Source organism: Pseudomonas sp. NBRC 100443 (genome assembly GCF_030268185.1).
GTDB lineage: Bacteria > Pseudomonadota > Gammaproteobacteria > Pseudomonadales > Pseudomonadaceae > Pseudomonas > Pseudomonas citronellolis.
Genome location: NZ_BSQE01000006.1, coordinates 302,342 through 322,274 on the forward strand (window position 1 = coordinate 302,342; position 19,933 = coordinate 322,274).

Genomic DNA, 19,933 nt, shown 5'->3' on the forward strand with positions numbered 1-19,933 from the left:
TCTGAAGCTAGCGAGTTGTCATCTTATGCTAGTCAAAGGCTTCTGGCAGCTCCCTATACTCGGCGCAAAACAACAAGGGGAGCACCGACATGACGGCGCCCGATACATTCCGTTCGTCCCATTCGCCTGCCAACCGCCACGCCGACCTGCTGCTGCGCAACGGCCGCTTCTACACCCTCGACCCGGCGCGGCCCTGGGCCGAGGCCGTGGCCATCCGCGACGGCCGTTTCCTCGCCGTCGGCCGCGCCGAGGAACTGGCGCACCTGGTCGGCCCGCAGACCCGCCAGCACGACCTCGGCGGCGCCTTCTGCATGCCCGGCCTGCACGACATGCACACCCACCCGGACCTGGCCCTGGCCCCGCGCTACGCCGACGACCTCGACGTGGGCATCGAAGACCCGAGCCCCGAGCAGTTGGCCGCGGCCATCCGCGCCTACGCCGACAGCCACCCGGGCGAGAGCTGGGTCTACGGCCAGTACTGGGTGCGCTACACCTTCCGCGAGGCCGGGCTGAAGCCGGGCCGCGAGTGGCTCGACAGCGTCATGCCGGACCGCCCGGTAGCGCTGCTCGACCGCATGTGGGGGACCATGATGGTCAACTCCCGCGCTCTCGAACTGGCCGGCATCGACGCCGCCACGCCCGACCCGCGCAACGGCTACCTGGAGCGCGACGAGCTGACCGGCGAGCCCAACGGCCTGCTGATCGACGGCGCCTACGCGCTGATCCACGCCGCCATGCCGCCCACCCCCATCGAGGTGCTGCGCCGCGCCTACCGCGACGGCGTGCACTTCCAGAGCGCCCGCGGCGTCACCGCCAGCAAGTACGTGCACGTCTGCGAACGCCGCCTGCAGGCGCTCAAGGAACTGGACGACGCCGGCCAGCTGACCCTGCGCGTGGAAGCGGCGATCAGTTGGCAGGACGACATCTTCCCGGTGCGCCGGCGCTGGGAACTGCTCAGCGGCGAGCGCCACTACTATCGCAGCGCGCGGCTGTCGGCCAACGCCGTGAAGTTCCACTTCGACGGCACCGTGGAGCCGCGCTCGTCGTTCCTCATCAGCCCCTGGCCGGGCGAGGACAGCTGGCGCGGCAAGCTCAACCTGACCCCCGAGCACATTACCGACATGGTGGTGGACATGGACCGCCGCGGCATCCGCGTCATCGCCCACTGCACCGGCGACGGCGCCTCCGACGTGTTCCTCGACGCGGTGGCCGAGGCGCGCCGGCGCAACGGCTTCAGCGGCATCCGCCACCAGTGCGCGCACAGCACCATCCTGCACCCGGGCAACCTCAAGCGCTTCCGCGAGCTGGAGGTGATCGCCGAATTCTCCCCGGCGGCCTGGTACCCGACGCCCTTCGCCAGCGGCGCGCGCTCCGGCTACGGCGCCGAGCGCCTGAAGCGCATCTACGACTACAAGGGCGTGCTCGCCGCCGGCGGCATCGCGGTGATGGGCACCGACTGGCCGGTGGCCTCCATCGACCCCTGGCTGGCCCTGGAAACCATGATCACCCGGCAGAACCCCTGGAACGACGACCCGGCCTGCTTCGGCGAGCCCATCGGCCTGGAGCAGGCGCTGCAGGTGGTGACGCTGAACGGCGCCCACGCCATGGGCCTGGAGCACCTGACCGGCAGCATCGAGGCCGGCAAGTCGGCGGACTTTATCGTGCTGGACCGCGACCTCTTCGCCCAGCCGCCGCGCGGCTACATCCACCGCACCCAGGTCGAGCAGACCTTCGTCGAGGGCCGCCCGGTCTACGACCGCCAGGGCGTGTTCAGCGGCCCGCTGCAGGCGGTGTGGCAGGGCGAAGTGCCGCAGATCATGAGGGACGACCGATGAGCATCCCGGTGACCGTGGTCGCCGGCTTCCTCGGCGCCGGCAAGACCACCCTGCTGCGCCGCCTGGTGCAGCAGTGCGCCGGGCAGCGCCTGGCGCTGATCGTCAACGACTTCGGCGAACTGAACGTGGACGCCGAGATGATCGCCGAACAGAGCGACGCGGTGTACGCCCTGCAGAACGGCTGCCTGTGCTGCACCATGCAGGACGACCTGCTGGCCCAGCTCGGCCGCCTGGCCGCGATGCAGCCGCCGGTGGAGCGCATCGTCATCGAATGCAGCGGCGTGGCCGACCCGCAGCCGATCATCCAGGCCCTGGGCTACCCGCAACTGCGCAGGCACATGCACCTGGACGCGCTCATCACCCTGGTGGACGCGGCCCGCAGCCAGCCGCTGGAAGGCGAATACGCGCAACTGGAACGCCGCCAGGCGGCCGCGGCCGACCTGCTGCTGCTGAACAAGGCCGACATAGCGACGCCGGAACAACTGCAGGCCCTGCGCCAGCGCTTCGGCGAGCCGCGGCGGATGCTGCAGACGGTGCAGGCGGAAATACCCGACGAGCTGCTCTACGGCGAACGCCCGGAGCGCGCGCAGCGCCTGGCGCCGCTGGGTGTCGATCACAGCCGGCTGTTCGACAGCTGGACCTGGCGCCACGCCGGCCAGCTCGACCCCCGGCGCCTGCGCGCCTGGCTCGACCAACTGCCGGAAGGCCTGTTCCGCCTCAAGGGCCGGGTGCAGGTCAGCGGCCGCGAACAGCCGCTGTGGCTGCAATACGTCGGCGGCCGCAGCCAGTTCCTGACGGCGCAGGTGCAGGAGGGCGACAACTGCCTGGTCTTCATCGCCAGCGCCGCTGCCGGACTGCGCGAGCGCCTGGAGGCCAGCCTGGAACAGTGCCTGGCCGCCTGACGCGAGGCTCTTCGTAGGAGCGGGCCCTGCCCGCGATATCGCGCGCAGGGCGCGCTCCTACATGGGGACGATTGTTGGTGGGGCAGCGTAGCGGATCTCATCCGCCAATCGCGCCGGAGATTCCGGCCATCGCGGACAAGGTCCGCTACGGGGGGAGGAATACCGTGCCTCCCGGCAACCTGTAGGAGCGGGCCCTGCCCGCGATTCGCGCGCAGGGCGCGCTCCTACATGGAATGGTGTGGGTGGGGCAGCGTAGGAGCGGATCTTATCCGCGAAGCGCGTCGATATGCCCGGCTATCGCGGACAAGGTCCGCTCCTACGGGGAAGGAATACCGTGCCTCCCGGCAACCTGTAGGAGCGGGCCCTGCCCGCGAAATCGCGCGCAGGGCGCGCTCCTACATGGGAATGGCGTGAGTGGGGCAGCGTAGGAGCGGATCTTATCCGCGAACCGCGCCTGGACCTCCGGCTATCGCGGACAAGGTCCGCTCCTACAGGGTGCGTGCTCGAGCCACGAAGCTCAGCGGAATTTCTCCAGCAACTGGTAGTACCACATCCCCGCCGCCAGCATCGGGTTGCCGAACACGTCGCCTAGGGGCACCTTCACGTGCTTGCACTGGGCGAAGGTATCGAATTGCTCCAGGTCGCCGCTCATGGCCGTGGCCATGATCTCGCCCATGATGTGGGTGGTGGCCACGCCGTGGCCGGAGTAGCCCTGGCAGTACCAGACGTTGTCCGAGAGCTTGCCCAGCTGTGGGATGCGGTTCATCACGATGCCCATGGCGCAGCTCCACTGGAATTCGATCTCCACGCCCTTGAGCGCCGGGAAGGTGCGTTCGATGCACGGGCGCAGTTCGCCGGCGATGTCCCGCGAGTCGCGCCCGGAGTAGTTGGCGCCGCCGCCGAACAGCAGGCGCCCGTCGGCGGTCAGGCGGTAGTAGTCGAGCACGAAGCGGCAGTCGTAGACGGCCAGGTCCTGCGGGTTGATGCGCTTGGCCAGCGCGCCCAGCGGCTTGGTGGTGACGATGCCGCCCATGGCCGGGAAGATCATGCCCTTGAGCTGCTTGCGTTCCAGCTTGTGGTAGACGTCGCCGGCCAGCAGCACCTGGGCGGCGTTGATCCGCCCGCCGGTGGTGACCACCGCCGGCCGTGGGCCGTGGACGATGTCCAGCACCTCGGAGTGCTCGAAGATCAGCCCGCCCAGGCTCTCCAGGGCCTTGGCCTCGCCGATGCACAGGTTGAGCGGGTGCAGGTGCATGTTGCGCATATTCTTGATGGCGCCGCAGTACAGGTCGCTTTCCAGGTGCTGGCGCACGCCGGCGGCGTCGAGCAGGTTGACCTCGGCGCCCATGCCGCGGCGCACGGCTTCTTCGTAGGAGGCTTCCAGCTCGGCCATGTGCGACGGCTTCATGGCCGCGTGCAGGTGGCCGAACTTGAGATCGCAGGCGATGCCGTATTTCGCCACGCGGCTCTTGATGATCTCGTGGCCGCGCCAGCGCAGGTGCCAGATGAAGTCGTCGACATCGTTGCCCAGCCACTGCTGCATCTGCTTGCGCATGGCCGAATCGCCGGACAGGCTGCCGGTGACCTGGCCGCCATTGCGCCCGCTGGCGCCCCAGCCGACCTTGTTGGTCTCGACGATGGCCACCTTGTAGCCGCGCTCGGCCAGCTCCACGGCGGTGGTCACGCCGGTGAAGCCGCCGCCGATGATGGCGATGTCGACGTTCACCTCGCCTTGCAGGCTGGGGTAGTCGGTTTCCACGGCGAGGCTGGCGGAATAGTAGGAAGGGGCGCGCTCGGGGGCGGCTTTGGCGGGTTTCAGTGCGGCGTTCATTCTTGTGTTTTTCCTGTTGTCTGGGGGCCCTCTCCCTAGCCCTCTCCCTGAAGGGAGAGGGGACTGGATCGGAGCGGGCTTTTGATTCGGTTTCAGCCGGTTGCGCTGGTGTTTCCGGAGGGCACGATTCCCATCTCGGCACGGATGCTCCCTCTCCCTTCAGGGAGAGGGCTGGGGAGAGGGGCTCTCAAGCCTTAAGCCTCAAGCCTGATGCAAATACCACCGCCAATCCTGCTCCCCGACCTCACCCATGAACTGCCGGTACTCCGCCTGCTTCACCTTCAGGTACACGCCCAGGAACTCCCGCCCCAACGCATCCCGCGCCCAGCTCGACCGCTCCAGCGCGCGCAGCGAGGTCAGCCAGTCGGTGGGCAGCAGTTCCTTGGCCTGGGCGTAGCCGTTGCCCTCGACGGGCGCGCCCGGGTCGATGTCTTCGCGGATGCCGCGATGGATGCCGGCAAGAATCGCCGCCGCCGCCAGATAGGGATTGGCATCGGCCCCACAGATGCGGTGCTCGATGTGCCGGGTGTGCGCCGGCCCGCCCGGCACGCGCAGGCTGACGGTGCGGTTGTCGCAGCCCCAGGTCGGCGCCAGGGGCGCGTAGCTGTTGGCCTGGAAGCGCCGGTAGGAGTTGGCGTTGGGGCAGAACAGCAGCAGCGAGTCGAGCAGGCTGGCGAGCATGCCGCCCACCGCCTGGCGCAGCAGCGGCGTGCCGGCCGGCTCTGCGCTGGCGAACAGGTTCGCCCCGGCAGCATCGGCCAGCGACACATGCATGTGCATGCCGGTGCCGGCCAGGTCGTCGAACGGCTTGGCCATGAAGCACGCCTGCATCCCATGCTTGTGCGCCACGCCCTTGACCAGGCGCTTGTAGCGCACGGCCTGGTCCATGGCGGTGAGTGCGTCGCCGTGCTCCAGGGTGATCTCCACCTGGCCCGGGGCGTATTCGGAGATGGCGGTGCGCGCCGGGATGCCCTGGGCCTTGCAGGCGGCGTAGAGGTCGGCGAGGAAGGGTTCGATCTGCTCCAGTTCGCGCAGGCCGTAGACCTGGGTGGAGCGTGGCCGGCCGCCGTCGGCGTCCAGCGCTGGCTGCGGGCGGCCGTTGGCGTCGCGCTTGGCGTCCAGCAGGTAGAACTCCAGCTCGCAGGCCATCACCGGGTGGTAGCCGGCGGCCTTGAGTTCGTCGATCACCTTGACCAGCACGTGGCGTGGGTCGGCGATGTCCGCCGGCTTGCCTTCGACCGGGTGCATGCTGACCTGCACGGCGGCCGTGGGAATCTGCCGCCAGGGCAGGCGCACCAGGCTGCCGGCCAGCGGGTAGGCGCGGCAGTCGATGTCGCCGACCTCCCACACCAGCCCGGAATCCTCCACGTCTTCGCCGTGCAGGGTGAGGCCGAGGATGGTGCTCGGCAAGGGCCGGCCGGACTCGTAGACCGCCAGCAGTTCCTCGCGGTGCAGCAGCTTGCCGCGGGGCACGCCGTTGGCGTCGAGGATGAACAGTTCGACCATCTCGATGTCGGGGTTGGCGGCCAGGAAGGCCTGGGCCTCTTGCACGGGGGCGAATTTCATTGGTGTTCTCGCATAGCGCCAATGGGCGCGCTGATGGCCTGCGCGGCCGGGCTGCGGCGGGGCAGGCGATGCAATGGCTACGCCAGCTCGCGCAGCGTCGGGCGCCTGCGTTCAGCGTAGTTCCAGCAAAGGGATGGGCGCGGGGCGCCCGTCAGCGTGCGGCGCTATCCGGTGGACGCGCGTGGCGGCAGTGCCAGAGCGCCCAGAAGGCCAGCTCCAGCGGCAGCGAGAGGGGTTGCAGGCGCAGCCAGCGGCAGCGTTCGCGCGGCAGGCGCTGGGGCTCTGCCTGGGAGGCGGAGGCGCTGGCGGCGGCGAAGTGCTGTTGCAGAAGGTGCATGGGTGGCTGCGTGGGGGACGATGCCGGCAGACTCGCACAGGCGATGGGTGCTTTAAATGTGAATCTAGTGGAACTCAGTTGAGCGAAATCGAAACTGATTGCCGCCCGGTCGATCCGCGCCACCAGCGCCGGCCCTGCCGCCTAAACTGAGCGAAACCCGTCACGCCGCGCAGCCCATGGCCCATATCGTCTTCGCCCCGTCCATCCAGCGCCACGTCGAAGTGCCCGAGCAGGACCTGCCCGGCGCCACCCTCGGCGGCCTGCTGGAGGGCGTGTTCGCCCGGCATCCGCGCCTGCGCGGCTACCTGCTGGACGACCAGGGTGGCCTGCGCCGGCACGTCACCGTGTTCATCGACGGCCTGCGCCTGCGCGACCGCCGGGGCCTGGGCGACGTGGTGGCGGACGACAGCGAGGTATACGTGGTGCAGGCGCTGTCCGGCGGCTGAAACCCGGAGGAGGACAGATGGAAGACCGACTGCTGGTGGCCACGCGCAAGGGCCTGTTCAGCTTCCTGCAGGATCGCGGCACCTGGCACGAGGCGGGCCAGGACTTCCTCGGCGAGCCGGTGAACATGCTGCTGGCCGACCCCCGCGACGATACCCTCTACGCCGCCCTGGACCTCGGCCACTTCGGCTGCAAGCTGTGGCGCAAGCCCAGCGGCGGCGACTGGCAGGAATGCGCCGTGCCAGTCTACCCGCCGCAGCCGGACCCGCTGCTCACGCCGGCCGAAGGCGACGCCCCGCAGGCGCCCTGGAGCCTGCAGCTGATCTGGTGCCTGGAGACCGGCGGCACCGACCAGGCCGGCACCCTCTGGGCCGGGACCATCCCCGGCGGCCTGTTCCGCAGCGACGACCATGGCGACAGCTGGACGCTCAACCGCCCGCTGTGGGACCGCCCCGAGCGTGCCCGCTGGTTCGGCGGCGGCTACGACTGGCCGGGCATCCATTCCATCAGCGTCGACCCGCGCGACAGCCGCCACCTCACCGTCGGGGTGTCCTGCGGCGGCGTCTGGCAGAGCCACGACGAAGGCGCCAGCTGGCGCAACACCACCGCCGGCATGTACGCCGACTACATGCCGCCGGAGCTGCGCGAGGAGGGCGCCATCCAGGACCCGCACCGCCTGGTGCACTGCCCGGCGCGGCCGGACCGGCTGTGGGTGCAGCACCACAACGGCATCTTCGTTTCCAGCGATGGCGGCGCCAACTGGCGCGACGTGCCGGCGCAACCGTCCAGCTTCGGCTTCGCCGTGGCCGTGCACCCCACGCGGCCGGACACCGCCTGGTTCGTCCCGGCGACGAAGGACATCTGCCGCATCCCGGTGGCCGGGCGATTCTTGGTCAACCGCACGGAGGATGGCGGCCAGAGCTTCCAGGCCCTGGACCAGGGCCTGCCCCAGGGCCCGTGCTACGACCTGGTGTACCGCCACGGCCTGGCCGTGGACGACGACGGCGAGCGCCTGGCCATGGGCTCGACCACCGGCGGCCTGTGGTTGTCGGAGGACGGCGGCGAGCGCTGGGAATGCCTGTCCGCGCACCTGCCGCCGATCTACTGCGTGCGCTTCGGCTAGGGCTGCCCGTCGCGCTCGTCCTGCTTCTGGTAGTGCGCCAGGATCATCCGCGCCGGGATCAGCGCCGCCAGGCCCAGGGCGCCGCACAGGGTGATGATGCTGGTGCCGGTGGGGTCTTCCAGGCTGTCGCCCAGGGCCGCCAGGCCGATGGTCAGCAGGATCATCACCAGGCCGAACCATTGCGCCAGCTGTGCCCAGCGCAACAGCATGGCGCGGCGCGCCTCGTGCAGGTGGAAATCCGGGTGGCTGTGGTGCCGCATGCTCGTGTCCTCCTCGTGTTCTCGCACCAGCCTACGCCGCTGAGGGCGTCGGCGGCGGCGGCCGGCCGAGCGGTAGGCCGTCACATCGCCGCGGCGATGAACTCCCGCAGCCACTGGTGCGCCGGGTCGCGGTGCCGCTTTTCGTAGGAGCGAGCTTGCTCGCGAACGGCGTGAACCGGCCACTTCTCTGCGTGGGCTTGACCACGGTCCCCTCTCCCCAGCCCTCGGCTGCGCGCCCCGCCCTGAAGGGAGAGGGGGCAGTCCGTGCCTGCTGAAACTCAAGGTGCACGCCGGCCACGCTGGAGCTGCCGGCGAGCATCGAGATTACAGCCCATGCCCAACGGTCCCCTCTCCCTTCAGGGAGAGGGTTAGGGAGAGGGCGCTCTCAAATCCAGCACTTGCATTCCCGGTGAACTCTGTTCGCGAGCAAGCTCGCCCCTACGAAAAAAACACCTCACACCTACGCAATTCACTTCAACCGAACCTTGCAGCCATCCCGCCTGTCAGAGGTCCGTATCGGAAAACATACAAAGGATCACGGGCCCCATGTTGAAGCGTTGGCGCAACAGTCACTGGAAGCACTGGCTGGAAGGCTACGACATCGAATTCCGCAGCGGCGTCAGCCGCCTGGGGCGCGGCAAGCGCCTGTTGGTCGAGGCGCCGGGCAGCATCGGCGAGGCGGAGTTCAAGATCTACCGGGACGAGATGCACATCGGCGCCTTTTCCACCATCCGCGCCACCAGCTTCCACCGCATTTCGCACATCGGCCGCTTCAGCTCCACCGGCCAGCTCTGCCGCATCGGCCTGGCCGCCCGGGCGCACCCGATGGACTGGCTGAGCACCAGCTCGGTGCAGTACGAGCCGGGCGTGTTCGACCGCTACGACACGCCGCGCCAGCGCTACGAGGACACCGACGCCGACACCTGGATCGGCAACGACGCCTTCATCGGCGAGGGCGCAGTGGTGATGAGCGGGGTGAAGATCCACGACGGCGCCGTGGTGGCCGCCATGTCGGTGGTGACGCGCGACGTGCCGCCCTACGCCATAGTCGCCGGCTCGCCGGCTAAGGTGGTGCGCTACCGTTTCCCGCCGGACATCTGCGAGCGCCTGCAGGCCAGCCGCTGGTGGGACCTGGCGCCGGCGCAGATCGCCGCGTTGCCGTTGCAGCGCATCGAGGAGGCGTTGGAGCGTGTGGAGGCCTTGCGGGCCAGCGGCGAGGCGCGGCCGCCGATCTATCCGAACATCGAAATCCGCCGCCAGGGCTGCCGCCTGCTGTCCGAGGGGCCGGCCAGCCCGTGAGATGCGGGGCGGCACTGCTGCGCCGCCCCGCACGCAAGCGCCCAGGGGCGCTCAGCTCCGGCTCTGGGCCAGTCGGTAGAGTTGCCGCGCTTCCGCCGCCATCGGCAGCAGGGCCGAGACCAGGCGGGCCTGGCCTTGTACCAGCGGCATTTCGTCGGGGCAGTCCGCCAGCAGGCAGAGCAGGTCTTCCAGGGCTATCAGGCGACGCTCGGCGGCCTCGTACAGATGCTCGGCGGGGGCGCCGGCATCGACGAACAGCACGTCGTCGTGGGGTTGCGAGAGGGTGGTGACGGGTTGCAGGTCAGTCATGGTGCGCCTCCAGGGTGTGGAGGGCGAAGTACGGATAGTGCATGTTCCATTGCTCCTGAGCGGGATCAAGAGCCGCCTCCCGGAAAAGGGAGGCGGACCGTACGGGGGTAGGATACCGCAGCAAAGGAGACGGCAGGCCCGAAGGCCTCCCCGGACGGCCCGCCATGGAACGTGAGTGCATACAACGATGGACCGACTGCTCTCACGGCTACGACGCACCACCCTTTACTGCGGGATCCTACCCCCGACCACAGCAACGCTGCGGCAGGGCGAAATCTATCCAGCGCCCTCGTAGGACCTCAAGGCGATTTCAGCGTGGGAATTTTCACGAAGGGTAGCGGCGCGGAGCCGGCCGAATCGCTATGCTCGACGCCATGAACGGCCAGCTCCCCCTCCGCCAACCCTGCCCGCCGGGCGCCTGCGATTGCGGGCGCGAGGCGCTGCTGGCCGAGCCCCATGGCGACATCCGCATCCTCCTGCTCACCCGCCAGGAAGAACAGCGCCTGGTGCAGCGCCTGGAACAGCTCAAGGACCTGGCCGACCTGCAGCACATGCAGCAGCGCATGTACGAACAGCTCGGCCTGCGCCTGAGCATCGCTCCCGGCTTCAACGAGGTGCGCAGCATGCGCGGCCTGGACATCCGCATCGCCGCGCAGCCCGGCCTGTGCCGCAAGACCCGCCAGGCCATCCCCGCGGCCATCCGCCGGGGCCTGGAACGCACCCCGGAAATCGCCTGGCGCCTGCTGGACTCCTTCGACCTGCTGGGCGGCAGCCACTAGGGGCGTGCATTTTCCCAAGGCTTTGCTAATGTCGTTAGGCAGGAGATGGCATTCCTCCTCTAACCGCCCCCCGGCTGATGATGCCTACGCATAACCTTCATGGGCGGCGTAGGCATTGTTCTGCTGTCCATGGTTTGCCCGTGGACAGCGAACATGCCCAACCCATCCCGTTCCGCCGCTTTTTCTCTTGCGCACCGCGCCGTCCCCCGGCTTCAGCGGAGCCGCCGCCATGACTGAGATCTGGGCCCAGGCCGCCCTGTGGCTGGGGCTGGCGCTGCTGGCGACGCTGGTGTCGATCTTCCTGCGCATCGCCACGGCATTGTCGGAAATCGTCGTGGGGACCATCGCCCAGCTGATCATCGGCGCGCTGCTGGGCATGGCGGTGCTGCAGGGCGACGCCAGCTGGATCAAGTTCCTCTCCGGCGCCGGGGCCATCCTGCTGACCTTCCTGGCCGGCGCCGAGCTGGACCCGAAGGTGTTCCGCGCGCACTGGAAGCAGGCCACGGTCATCGGCCTGGTGGGCTTCGTGGTGCCCTTCCTCGGCTGCGCGGCGCTGGCGCGCTGGGGCCTGGGCTGGGACGCGCAGGCCAGCTGGCTAGCCGGCATCGCCATGTCCACCACTTCGGTGGCGGTGGTCTACGCGGTGATGCTGGAGCTGGGGCTGAACACCAGCGAGTACGGCAAGATCGTGCTGGCCGCCTGCTTCGTCAACGACTTGGCCACGGTGATCGCCCTGGGGCTGATCTTCGCCCCCTTCACCCTGAAGACCGCCGGTTTCGCCGGGGCCCTGGTCCTGGCCGCGCTGCTGCTGCCGTGGCTCACCCCGCGCTTCTTCCGCCGCTTCGGCGGCCGCCCTTCGGAGCTGGAGGCCAAGTTCCTCATGCTCTGCCTGTTCGGCCTGGGCGCGGCGGCGACCTGGGCCGGCAGCGAGGCGGTGCTGCCGGCCTACCTGATCGGCATGGTGCTGGCCGGCACCGTGGGCAAGGACCACGCGCTGATCCGCCGCCTGCGCACCCTGACCTTCGGCCTGCTGACGCCGTTCTACTTCATCCGTGCCGGCTCGCTGGTGTCGCTGCCGGCCCTGGCCGCCGCGCCCGCGGCCTTCGTGCTGCTGTTGCTGGTGAAGATGCTCACCAAGCTGGTGGGCGTGTACCCCACCTGCCTGGTCTACGGCTCGCCGCGCCGGGAAGGGGCCTACACCACGCTGCTGATGTCCACCGGGCTGACCTTCGGCACCATCTCGGCGCTGTTCGGCCTGGCCCACGGGCTGATCGACCAGGGCCAGTATTCGGCGCTGGTGGCCGCGGTGATCGGCAGCGCCGTGGTGCCGACGCTGATCGCCAACGCCTTCTTCCTGCCCCGGCACCTGCTGCCCAAGGGCGATGCGGAGGAGGAGGGCGCCACCCCGCCGGCGGAGCCCGCGCGCCACGACGACTTGCGCCCGCAGACGCGGCGCAGAGGAGGTGAAGCATGATCAAGCGCATCCTGGTGGCCTACGACGCCTCCACCGCGGCGGAGCTGGCCCTGAACTTCGCCAACGAGCTGGCCGAACGCTTCGGCGCCAGCTTGCACATCCTCTCGGTGGCGCAGCCGCCGGAGTTCGGCGACGAGGTGGAGACCGAGGCGGTGATCGAACGCTCCCGCGCGCATTTCCACCACGCCTTCAAGCTGCTGGGCTACAGCCGCCTGCCGGTCGAGGAACGACCGACCACCCACGTCTCGGTGGGCCGCCCGGCCGAGCAGATCGTGCGCTACGCCGAGGAGCACCACATCGACCACATCGTCATCGGCCACCGCGGCCACTCGGGATTCGAGCGCTGGCTGCTGGGCTCGGTGGCGCGCCAGGTGATCGACCACGCGCCCTGCGCGGTCACGGTCATCCGCGGCTGAGCGGGCAGGGGAGGAAGCGACATGCTGCAGATCGACATTCCCGGGCTGGGGAGCTTGCAGTTGAAACACATGATCTGTGACTACAACGGCACCCTGGCGGTGGATGGCCGGCTGATCGACGGGGTGGCCGAGCGCCTGGAGGCGCTGGGCCGCAAGCTGGCGCTGCACGTGGTCACCGGCGACACCTTCGGCAGCGCCGAGGCGGAACTGGCGACGCTGGACGTCAACCTGCTGGTGCTCTCGGAGAAGGACCAGGCCATTTCCAAGGAGGACTACCTGCGCACCCTGGGCCTGCACGGCGTGGTGGCCATCGGCAACGGCAGCAACGACCGCTACATGCTGCAGCAGTCGGCCCTGGGCATCGCGGTGATCGGCCCGGAGGGCGCGTCCTCGGTGGCCATCGGCTCGGCGGACCTGGTGGCGCTGGACATCCTCTCGGCCCTGGATATGCTGAGCCACCCGCAGCGCATCATCGCCAGCCTGCGCTGCTGAACCTTCGAAGGAGCAGGAAGATGACCAGGATCATTCTGACCCGCCACGGCCACGTGGACTGGATCGCCCCGGAACGCTTCCGCGGCCGCGCCGAACTGCCGCTGTCGGCCCTGGGCCGGCGCCAGGCCGAAGCGGTGGCCCGGCACATAGCCGAAAGCTGGCAGCCGGTGGCGATCTATACCAGCCCGCTGTCGCGCTGTATCGACACCGGCGCCGCCATCGCCCAGGCCACCGGTGCCCCGGCCCAGGTGCTGGAGGGGTTGGCCGACACCGACTACGGCCAATGGCAGGGCCTGACCCACGATGAAGTCCGCGCCCGCTGGCCGGAAGAACACCGCACCTGGCTGGAGACGCCGGACCTGGCGGCCATCCCCGATGGCGAGAGCCTGGCCGACGTTCTGGCCCGGGGTACCCGGGTGCTGCGTGAGGTGTTGCGGCGTCACGCCGGGCAGACGTTGGTGTTGGTGGGGCATGACAGCATCAATCGGGTTCTGTTGCTGCAGGCGCTGGGGTTGCCGTTGGCGCGGTATTGGCGGTTGAAGCAGGAGCCTTGTTGCCTTAACGAGATCGCCGTCGAGGATGACGTGTTCACGTTGTATCGGATCAATGAGACCTATCACCTGGCTGGGGTGTAGGAGCGAGCTTGCTCGCGAACAGTGCTCACCTGTGGCGTAGGTGCCGGGTTTAAGAGCCCCTCTCCCCAGCCCTCTCCCTGAAGGGAGAGGGGGCTAGTCCGTGCCGAGAGAAGGTATGGTTTCAACCAGAAATCACGGTGCCAGCCGGCTGACTCCAGAACATCCGACCCTGCCCAACGGTCCCCTCTCCCTTCAGGGAGAGGGTTAGGGAGAGGGAAAGGCGTCCAGCCAAAACACCGCAGCCGCAGGTGAGCACTGTTCGCGAGCAAGCTCGCTCCTACGAAAAGCACTTCACCGACCCGGTGGCACGGCCAACGGCGGATAACCGCGAACGGTTATGCGCCCTACGGCGGAGTATCAGGATGACTCCGGAGCCGCCGCCCGCTCCAAACGGCCCCCTCTCCCTTCAGGGAGAGGGCTGGGGAGAGGGGCCGTGGTTAAGTCCAGGCAGCGAAGTGGCCGGTATGCGCCATTCGCGAGCAAGCTCGCTCCTACGACAAGCACTTCACCGGCCCGGTGGCACGGCCAACGGCGGATAACCGCGAACGGTTATGCGCCCTACGGTAGGACGAGTATCAGGATGACGCCGAAGTTTCCGCCCGCTCCAAACGGCCCCCTCTCCCTCCGGGAGAGGGCTGGGGTGAGGGTGCGGAGTCAGCCCAATGCACCATTTCCCACAGCGAAGGCCTGGCCTCACTCAAACCGCCGCCAGCCGTACCCGCGTCATCTGCCGCAAGCGACTGAGGGTGCGCTCGAAGTCCAGGGTGATGTCGCCGCTGGCCAGGCGCTCCAGCGGCACCGTGGCGTAGAGTTGCAGTTTCAGGCGCTTGTCGTAGGCGATGTCGATGAAGTTCAGGAAGCGCCTGGCGACGTCGTCGGGGTAGTTCTGCAGTGGTTCCAGGCCGCTCACCGCCAGGTACGGGAAGCGTTCGATCAGCCACAGGTAGTCGGCCGCCGAGTGCGGGCGTTCGAACAGTTCGTCGAAGTCGAGCCAGGCGTGGTCGTCGTCGTGGGCGCGCACGCGCAGCGGGTGGTGGTTGACCTGCAGCACTTCGTCGAAGCAGGCCTGCGGGCCCAGCCCGAAGCGCTCGCGCAGCGGCGCGGGGGCGTCGGCCGTGGCGGGCCACAGGTAGCTGCCCCAGGCGTCCAGTGGCGTCAGCCGGCGCCGGTAGTCCTCGCCCTTGTCCAGCGCCAGGACCTCGAAGCGCTGCTCGATCAGTTCGACCACCGGGCGGAAGCGCTCGCCGTACAGCGGGTCCGCGCACAGCCCGGACGGCGGGTAGTTGGAGGTGCACACCAGGCCGACGCCCTGGTCCACCAGCTGTTGCAGCGTCGGCCCCAGCAGCATGGCGTCGCCGATGTCGTGTACGTGGAATTCGTCGAAGCACAGCAGGCGGGTTTCCGCGGCGATGCGCCGGGCGGTCTTCGCCAGCGGGTCGGGCTGGCCGGCGAAGGCCTGCAGGCGCGCCTGCACTTCGTCCAGGAAGGCGTGGAAGTGCACGCGGCGCTTGGCTTGCAGCGGGGCCGCGGCGAAGAAGGCGTCCATCACGAAGCTCTTGCCGCGGCCCACGTCGCCCCACAGGTAGACACCGGCGGTCGGCTTGCGGAACCAGCCATGGCGGCCCTGGAGGAAGCCTTCCAGCCAGTTGGCCAGGTGCTCGATGGCGTATTGCTGCTGAGGGTCGGCGCGGTAGCCGCGCTCCTCCAGGGCCACCCGGAAATGCCGGAGGATGCGTTCGGCGATCGATTCCGGGGCGGCCAGACGGTCGGCGGCGCTCATGCTTCACCTCTGCGCGAGTGGCGCGGGGCGCGAGGCGCCCCGGCCGTTCAGTGGACGAAGGCCTGGCGGCCGGCGTAGTGGGCGGTGCCGCCGAGCATTTCCTCGATGCGCAGCAACTGGTTGTACTTCTCCACCCGCTCGCCGCGGCAGGGCGCGCCGGCCTTCAGGTGGCCGGTGCCGAAGGCCACGGTGAGGTCGGCGATGAAGCTGTCGACGGTCTCGCCGCTGCGGTGCGAGACCATCGCGCCCCAGCCGTTGTTGTGGGCCAGCAGCACGGTGGTGCGGGTTTCGCTGAGGGTGCCGATCTGGTTGGGCTTGATCAGCACGGCGTTGGCGGTGTGTTCGAGGATGCCGCGGCGGATGCGTTCGGCGCTGGTCACGAAGAGGTCGTCGCCGACCAGTTCGATACGCTGGCCGAGCGCCGCGGTCAGGCGCTTCCAGCCCTCCCAGTCGTCTTCCGCCAGGCCGTCCTCCAGCACCACTATGGGGTAGCGCTGCACCCAGTCGGCATACAGCCCGATCATCTCGTCGGCGTCCAGCAGGCGGCCTTCGCTGTGCAGGCGGTAGAAACCGTTCTCGTAGAGGGCGCTGGGTGCCGGGTCGATGGCCAGCTGGACCTGCTCGCCGGGGCGGTAGCCGGCGGCCTCGATGGCTTTCATCAGCAGGTCCAGGGCTTCGGCGTTGTATTTCAGCGGCGGGGCGAAGCCGCCTTCGTCGCCTACCGAGGTGGAGAAGCCCCTGGCCTCCAGCAGGGTGCGCAGGTGCCGGTAGATTTCCGCGCCCCAGCGCAGCGCCTCGCGGAAGCTGCCGGCGCCGGAAGGGACGATCATGAATTCCTGGAAGTCCGTGCCTTGCCAGTGGGCGTGCACGCCGCCGTTGAGCACGTTGAACATGGGCACCGGCATGCGCGTGGCCTGCTCGCCGCCGAGGTAGCGGAACAGCGGCATGCCGCTGGCGGCCGCTGCCGCGCGGGCCACCGCCAGGCTGACGCCGAGGATGGCGTTGCTGCCCAGGCGCGCTTTGTTCGGCGTGCCGTCGCACTGCAGCATCGCCAGGTCCACCGCCGTCTGCTCGCTGGCGTCGTGGCCGCGCAGCAACGGGGCGATCTCGCTACGGATGTTGTGCACCGCGCGCAGCACACCCTTGCCCGCGTAGCGCGCGGGGTCGCAGTCGCGCAGTTCCACCGCCTCGTGCTTGCCGGTGGAGGCGCCCGAAGGCACCGAGGCGCGCCCCTGGGAACCGTCTTCCAGGGTCACGTCCACTTCCACCGTCGGGTTGCCCCTTGAGTCGAGGATTTCCCGGGCGTCTATCTGCTTGATGAATACGGCCATGCCGCTCTCCTTCAGTCGTTCGAATGCTTACGCGGGGTGTTCACAGCTGCGGGCGCAGGTAGCCGCCGGCCACGCCGCGCCTGGACAGCACCCACTGCCAGAGCTGGATGTCGCGGGCGCGGAAGGCGCCGGCGCAGGACAGCAGGTAGTAGCGCCACATGCGCCGGAAGCGCTCGCCCAGCGCCGAGAAGCGCGGCCAGGCGGCTTCGAAGTTGGCGTGCCAGGCCATCAGCGTGCGGTCGTAGTAGGTGCCGAAGTTGTGCAGGTCCTCGACCACGAAGAGGCCGTCCGCGGCATCGCCGACCTGGCCGATGGAGGGCAGGTCGCCGTTGGGGAAGATGTAGCGGTCGATCCACGGATCGGGCCGGGCGCGGCGTTCGTTCTTGCCGATGCTGTGCAGCAGGAACAGGCCGTCGTCGGCCAGGCAGCGCTGGGCCACCTGCATGAACGCGCGGTGGTTCTTGTGCCCGACGTGCTCGAACATGCCGACGCTGGCGATGCGGTCGAACTTGCCGGTCAGGGTGCGGTAGTCCTGCAGGCGGAACTCCACGGGCAGGTCGCGGTAGCGGTCGCTGGCCCAGTTCGCCTGCTCCTGGGAGACGGTCACGCCCACGCATTCCACGCCATGGTGCTGGGCGGCATAGGCCATCAGGCTGCCCCAGCCGCAACCGATGTCCAGCAGGCGCATGCCCGGCTCCAGCCGCAGCTTGCGGCAGATCAGTTCCAGCTTGGCCTCCTGGGCCTGCTCCAGGGTGGTGGCCGTTTCCCAGTAGCCGCAGCTGTAGGTCATGCGCGGGTCGAGCATGGCCTGGTAGAGCGCGTTGCTCAGGTCGTAGTGGCGCCGCCCCACCTGCCAGGCGCGCCTGGCGTTCTGCAGGTTGAGCAGGCGGTAGCGCAGGGCGTGGGCGAGCAGGCGCCAGGGCTGCACTTCGCGGTCGAGCCGGGCGCGCAGCAGGCGGTGGAAGAATTCGTCCAGGTGCTGCGCGTCCCAGTCGCCGTCCATGTAGCTTTCGCCCAGGCCCAGGCTGCCCTGGCCCAGCGCGCGCTCGAACACGCGCGGGCGCAGCACCTGCATGTCCCAGGGGCGCTGGCCGTTGATCTGGATGCCGGCCTTGTGCAGCAGGCCGGCGGCGAGCTCTCGCAGTTCCGGATTTTCCCCGGGCTGTGGCTCCACTGACGGGGTTCCCAGAATCTCGCTCATACCAGACTCCTCGTGTCGTCGACAGGCAACGCTGGTGTGCTACTTACGGTTGCGTATGTCGTTGCAAGGGCTTGGGTGCGTTGTGCGGTTAGCGTCTCTCGGTAGAAGCCAACGCGATAGATGCTCACCCCGATGGCCAGGCTGGCGTATCGCAGGCAGCAGTATGTGTCCCAGGCCTCGTGAGGCTCCGAGAACACCAGGTAGCGGGCGGCGCTTTCGATTAGCAGGGCGGAACGCTTCAGCCCTTGGGTGAACAACAATCGGGCAAGATGTTCTTGTTGTTCACGGGCGATATTGAGCGCCGTGGGATAGGTGATTTTTAGAAGGATGTATTGAGCGGGAAGCTGCTGAAGGAAGGCTTCCAGGTCATCGGAGACGACACTGGTGACTGACGAGGACCAAGCAAGACCAGGCTCATGATGCAGAGGGGTTCCCACATTTACCTCCAGGTATTGGACCAGCGCGTGCCCTATGGCGAATCGCGACTGGCGAGGGGACTACCTGAACGAAGTGGGGCGGCAGATACGAAAAATGCCTACCGCTCCCGCCTTCGCGAGTTCGGTAGGCATCATCAGCTGACGGCGTCAGCGGTTAACGGAGAATGCCATCTCCTGTGAAAACTCTATCACCGGCTCCCGGGCTTGCAAGAAATCTGGGGCCTTCGGGGCATCAGTCCTCCAGCAGCGCTTTGTTGCGCACTGCGCCCTTGTCGGCGCTGGTGGCCATCAGGGCGTAGGCTTTCAACGCGGTGCTGACGCGGCGTGCACGCGGTTGCGCCGGCTTCCAGCCCTTCTTGTCCTGCTCGATGCGGCGGGCGGCGAGTTCTTCGTCGCTGACCAGCAGGTTGATGCTGCGGTTGGGGATGTCGATCAGCACCTTGTCGCCATCGTTGACCAGGCCGATGGCGCCGCCCGCGGCGGCTTCCGGCGAGGCGTGGCCGATGGACAGGCCCGAGGTGCCGCCGGAGAAGCGGCCGTCGGTGAGCAGGGCGCATTGCTTGCCCAGGCCCTTGGACTTCAGGTAGCTGGTGGGGTAGAGCATTTCCTGCATGCCCGGGCCGCCTTTCGGGCCTTCGTAGCGGATGATCACGATGTCGCCCGGCTTCACTTGGTCGGCGAGGATGCCTTTCACCGCGGCGTCCTGGCTTTCGAAGATTTTCGCCGTGCCCTCGAAGACGTAGAGGGATTCGTCGACGCCGGCGGTCTTCACCACGCAGCCATCCAGCGCGATGTTGCCATACAGCATGGCCAGGCCGCCTTCCTGCGAATAAGCGTGCTCGACGCTGCGGATGCAGCCTTCGGCGCGGTCGTCGTCCAGGCTCGGCCAGCGGGTGTTCTGACTGAATGCGGTCTGCGTCGGGATGCCGGCGGGGCCTGCCTTGAAGAAGGTGTGGACGGCTTCGTCGCGGGTCTGGGTGATGTCCCACTGGGCGATGGCGTCGGCCATGCTCGGGCTGTGCACGGTCGGTACGTCGGTGTGCAGCAGGCCGCCGCGGGCCAGCTCGCCGAGGATGGAGAAGATGCCGCCGGCACGGTGCACGTCTTCCAAGTGGTACTTCTGGATGTTCGGCGCCACCTTGCACAGCTGCGGCACCTTGCGCGACAGGCGATCGATGTCGCGCAGGTCGAAGGGCACCTCGCCCTCCTGGGCGGCGGCCAGCAGGTGCAGGATGGTGTTGGTCGAGCCGCCCATGGCGATGTCCAGGCTCATGGCGTTCTCGAAGGCGAGCACGTTGGCGATGCTGCGCGGCAAGACCGAGGCGTCGCCTTCGCCGTAGTAGCGCTGGCACAGCTCCACGGCCAGGCGCCCGGCGCGCAGGAACAGCTGCTCGCGGTCGGCGTGGGTGGCCAGGGTCGAGCCGTTGCCCGGCAGCGACAGGCCCAGGGCCTCGGTCAGGCAGTTCATCGAGTTGGCGGTGA

The 19,933-nt window shown here is 68.6% G+C and carries 20 protein-coding genes and 2 riboswitches; of the genes, 10 read left to right on the plus strand and 10 right to left on the minus strand.

Translation table 11 applies throughout. The features are described 5' to 3' along the window. Positions 1–89: 89 nt before the first annotated feature. Together QSJ95_RS10710 and QSJ95_RS10715 are read left to right on the plus strand one after the other, a co-directional pair. On the plus strand, positions 90–1,835 hold the full coding sequence (locus QSJ95_RS10710) for an amidohydrolase (RefSeq protein WP_285642267.1): 1,746 nt from the start codon (positions 90–92) through the stop codon (positions 1,833–1,835). After that, a complete protein-coding gene (locus tag QSJ95_RS10715; protein WP_285642268.1) occupies positions 1,832–2,737 on the plus strand; it encodes a CobW family GTP-binding protein in 906 nt (301 codons plus the stop codon). The genes QSJ95_RS10710 and QSJ95_RS10715 overlap by 4 nt, the downstream gene beginning before the upstream one ends. Before the next feature lie 517 nt (positions 2,738–3,254). On the opposite strand, the gene QSJ95_RS10720 is transcribed toward QSJ95_RS10715, so the two are convergent. From QSJ95_RS10720 to QSJ95_RS10730, 3 genes are all read right to left on the minus strand, one after another. Beyond that, positions 3,255–4,568, minus strand: coding sequence for an NAD(P)/FAD-dependent oxidoreductase (locus tag QSJ95_RS10720; RefSeq protein WP_285642270.1), 1,314 nt, complete (start codon positions 4,566–4,568; stop codon positions 3,255–3,257). 201 nt (positions 4,569–4,769) lie between these two features. Continuing rightward, entirely contained in the window at positions 4,770–6,134 is a 1,365-nt protein-coding gene (locus tag QSJ95_RS10725) for a glutamine synthetase family protein (RefSeq protein ID WP_285642272.1), read from the minus strand. A gap of 151 nt (positions 6,135–6,285) precedes the next feature. Continuing rightward, positions 6,286–6,471 carry a hypothetical protein gene (locus QSJ95_RS10730; protein WP_009622653.1) on the minus strand — a complete coding sequence of 62 codons (186 nt, stop codon included), beginning with the start codon at positions 6,469–6,471 and terminating at the stop codon, positions 6,286–6,288. A 176-nt stretch (positions 6,472–6,647) separates the two neighbouring features. On the opposite strand from QSJ95_RS10730, the gene QSJ95_RS10735 reads away from it, so the two are divergent. Both QSJ95_RS10735 and QSJ95_RS10740 read left to right on the plus strand, forming a co-directional pair. Further along, a complete protein-coding gene (locus QSJ95_RS10735; protein ID WP_058072220.1) occupies positions 6,648–6,917 on the plus strand; it encodes a MoaD/ThiS family protein in 270 nt (89 codons plus the stop codon). Positions 6,918–6,934: 17 nt separating this feature from the next. Beyond that, positions 6,935–8,038 carry a WD40/YVTN/BNR-like repeat-containing protein gene (locus tag QSJ95_RS10740; protein ID WP_285642277.1) on the plus strand — a complete coding sequence of 368 codons (1,104 nt, stop codon included), beginning with the start codon at positions 6,935–6,937 and terminating at the stop codon, positions 8,036–8,038. Here the strand turns inward: QSJ95_RS10740 and QSJ95_RS10745 are convergent. Continuing rightward, complete coding sequence (locus QSJ95_RS10745; RefSeq protein WP_285642280.1) at positions 8,035–8,298, minus strand: hypothetical protein; 264 nt, start codon at positions 8,296–8,298, stop codon at positions 8,035–8,037. The two genes, QSJ95_RS10740 and QSJ95_RS10745, sit on opposite strands and share 4 nt — an antisense overlap. 546 nt (positions 8,299–8,844) lie before the next feature. Between QSJ95_RS10745 and QSJ95_RS10750 the strand changes: the two genes are divergently transcribed. After that, positions 8,845–9,597 carry a CatB-related O-acetyltransferase gene (locus QSJ95_RS10750; protein WP_051879051.1) on the plus strand — a complete coding sequence of 251 codons (753 nt, stop codon included), beginning with the start codon at positions 8,845–8,847 and terminating at the stop codon, positions 9,595–9,597. 51 nt (positions 9,598–9,648) lie between these two features. Here the strand turns inward: QSJ95_RS10750 and QSJ95_RS10755 are convergent, their stop codons facing one another. Next, positions 9,649–9,906 (minus strand): hypothetical protein, encoded by a 258-nt coding sequence (locus QSJ95_RS10755; protein WP_285642283.1) that lies wholly within the window; start codon positions 9,904–9,906, stop codon positions 9,649–9,651. Between the two features lie 362 nt (positions 9,907–10,268). Between QSJ95_RS10755 and QSJ95_RS10760 the strand changes: the two genes are divergently transcribed. The 5 genes from QSJ95_RS10760 to QSJ95_RS10780 all read left to right on the plus strand — a co-directional run bounded on the left by QSJ95_RS10760 (position 10,269) and on the right by QSJ95_RS10780 (position 13,702). After that, the gene (locus QSJ95_RS10760) at positions 10,269–10,685 is read left to right on the plus strand and encodes a hypothetical protein (protein ID WP_009622640.1); all 417 of its coding nucleotides are present in this window, start codon (positions 10,269–10,271) and stop codon (positions 10,683–10,685) included. A gap of 32 nt (positions 10,686–10,717) precedes the next feature. Beyond that, a riboswitch (Fluoride riboswitch) is annotated at positions 10,718–10,779 on the plus strand. A 135-nt stretch (positions 10,780–10,914) separates the two neighbouring features. Then, positions 10,915–12,159, plus strand: coding sequence for a cation:proton antiporter (locus QSJ95_RS10765; protein ID WP_285642285.1), 1,245 nt, complete (start codon positions 10,915–10,917; stop codon positions 12,157–12,159). Continuing rightward, on the plus strand, positions 12,156–12,575 hold the full coding sequence (locus QSJ95_RS10770) for a universal stress protein (RefSeq protein WP_285642287.1): 420 nt from the start codon (positions 12,156–12,158) through the stop codon (positions 12,573–12,575). The genes QSJ95_RS10765 and QSJ95_RS10770 overlap by 4 nt, the downstream gene beginning before the upstream one ends. Before the next feature lie 21 nt (positions 12,576–12,596). After that, complete coding sequence (locus tag QSJ95_RS10775) at positions 12,597–13,067, plus strand: HAD family hydrolase (protein WP_285642289.1); 471 nt, start codon at positions 12,597–12,599, stop codon at positions 13,065–13,067. Between the two features lie 20 nt (positions 13,068–13,087). Then, entirely contained in the window at positions 13,088–13,702 is a 615-nt protein-coding gene (locus tag QSJ95_RS10780; RefSeq protein WP_285642290.1) for a histidine phosphatase family protein, read from the plus strand. 697 nt (positions 13,703–14,399) lie between these two features. Here the strand turns inward: QSJ95_RS10780 and zapE are convergent. The 5 genes from zapE to ilvD all read right to left on the minus strand — a co-directional run. Next, the gene (zapE, locus tag QSJ95_RS10785; protein ID WP_058489993.1) at positions 14,400–15,482 is read right to left on the minus strand and encodes a cell division protein ZapE; all 1,083 of its coding nucleotides are present in this window, start codon (positions 15,480–15,482) and stop codon (positions 14,400–14,402) included. Positions 15,483–15,529: 47 nt separating this feature from the next. After that, positions 15,530–16,813 (minus strand): phosphopyruvate hydratase, encoded by a 1,284-nt coding sequence (gene eno / locus QSJ95_RS10790; protein WP_285642292.1) that lies wholly within the window; start codon positions 16,811–16,813, stop codon positions 15,530–15,532. 40 nt (positions 16,814–16,853) lie between these two features. Further along, complete coding sequence (gene cfa / locus QSJ95_RS10795) at positions 16,854–18,014, minus strand: cyclopropane fatty acyl phospholipid synthase (protein WP_285642294.1); 1,161 nt, start codon at positions 18,012–18,014, stop codon at positions 16,854–16,856. Continuing rightward, positions 18,011–18,451 carry a hypothetical protein gene (locus QSJ95_RS10800; protein ID WP_253411069.1) on the minus strand — a complete coding sequence of 147 codons (441 nt, stop codon included), beginning with the start codon at positions 18,449–18,451 and terminating at the stop codon, positions 18,011–18,013. Before QSJ95_RS10800 ends, cfa begins: the two co-directional genes overlap by 4 nt. Positions 18,452–18,569: 118 nt before the next feature. Next, positions 18,570–18,635, minus strand: a riboswitch (Fluoride riboswitch). A 48-nt stretch (positions 18,636–18,683) separates the two neighbouring features. Next, the coding region (ilvD, locus tag QSJ95_RS10805) for a dihydroxy-acid dehydratase (RefSeq protein WP_285642298.1) at positions 18,684–19,933 on the minus strand (1,250 nt) is incomplete at its 5' end.

Excerpts from the sequence above, each read along its gene's own strand:
- QSJ95_RS10730 (WP_009622653.1), bottom strand. The coding sequence starts at position 6,471 with ATGCACCTTCTGCAACAGCACTTCGCCGCCGCCAGCGCCTCCGCCTCC.
- zapE (WP_058489993.1), bottom strand. The coding sequence starts at position 15,482 with ATGAGCGCCGCCGACCGTCTGGCCGCCCCGGAATCGATCGCCGAACGC.
- eno (WP_285642292.1), bottom strand. The coding sequence starts at position 16,813 with ATGGCCGTATTCATCAAGCAGATAGACGCCCGGGAAATCCTCGACTCA.
- QSJ95_RS10755 (WP_285642283.1), bottom strand. The coding sequence starts at position 9,906 with ATGACTGACCTGCAACCCGTCACCACCCTCTCGCAACCCCACGACGAC.
- QSJ95_RS10770 (WP_285642287.1), top strand. The coding sequence starts at position 12,156 with ATGATCAAGCGCATCCTGGTGGCCTACGACGCCTCCACCGCGGCGGAG.
- QSJ95_RS10715 (WP_285642268.1), top strand. The coding sequence starts at position 1,832 with ATGAGCATCCCGGTGACCGTGGTCGCCGGCTTCCTCGGCGCCGGCAAG.
- QSJ95_RS10775 (WP_285642289.1), top strand. The coding sequence starts at position 12,597 with ATGCTGCAGATCGACATTCCCGGGCTGGGGAGCTTGCAGTTGAAACAC.
- cfa (WP_285642294.1), bottom strand. The coding sequence starts at position 18,014 with ATGAGCGAGATTCTGGGAACCCCGTCAGTGGAGCCACAGCCCGGGGAA.
- QSJ95_RS10745 (WP_285642280.1), bottom strand. The coding sequence starts at position 8,298 with ATGCGGCACCACAGCCACCCGGATTTCCACCTGCACGAGGCGCGCCGC.
- QSJ95_RS10720 (WP_285642270.1), bottom strand. The coding sequence starts at position 4,568 with ATGAACGCCGCACTGAAACCCGCCAAAGCCGCCCCCGAGCGCGCCCCT.
- QSJ95_RS10765 (WP_285642285.1), top strand. The coding sequence starts at position 10,915 with ATGACTGAGATCTGGGCCCAGGCCGCCCTGTGGCTGGGGCTGGCGCTG.
- QSJ95_RS10710 (WP_285642267.1), top strand. The coding sequence starts at position 90 with ATGACGGCGCCCGATACATTCCGTTCGTCCCATTCGCCTGCCAACCGC.
- QSJ95_RS10725 (WP_285642272.1), bottom strand. The coding sequence starts at position 6,134 with ATGAAATTCGCCCCCGTGCAAGAGGCCCAGGCCTTCCTGGCCGCCAAC.
- QSJ95_RS10780 (WP_285642290.1), top strand. The coding sequence starts at position 13,088 with ATGACCAGGATCATTCTGACCCGCCACGGCCACGTGGACTGGATCGCC.
- QSJ95_RS10740 (WP_285642277.1), top strand. The coding sequence starts at position 6,935 with ATGGAAGACCGACTGCTGGTGGCCACGCGCAAGGGCCTGTTCAGCTTC.
- QSJ95_RS10750 (WP_051879051.1), top strand. The coding sequence starts at position 8,845 with ATGTTGAAGCGTTGGCGCAACAGTCACTGGAAGCACTGGCTGGAAGGC.
- QSJ95_RS10735 (WP_058072220.1), top strand. The coding sequence starts at position 6,648 with ATGGCCCATATCGTCTTCGCCCCGTCCATCCAGCGCCACGTCGAAGTG.
- QSJ95_RS10760 (WP_009622640.1), top strand. The coding sequence starts at position 10,269 with ATGCTCGACGCCATGAACGGCCAGCTCCCCCTCCGCCAACCCTGCCCG.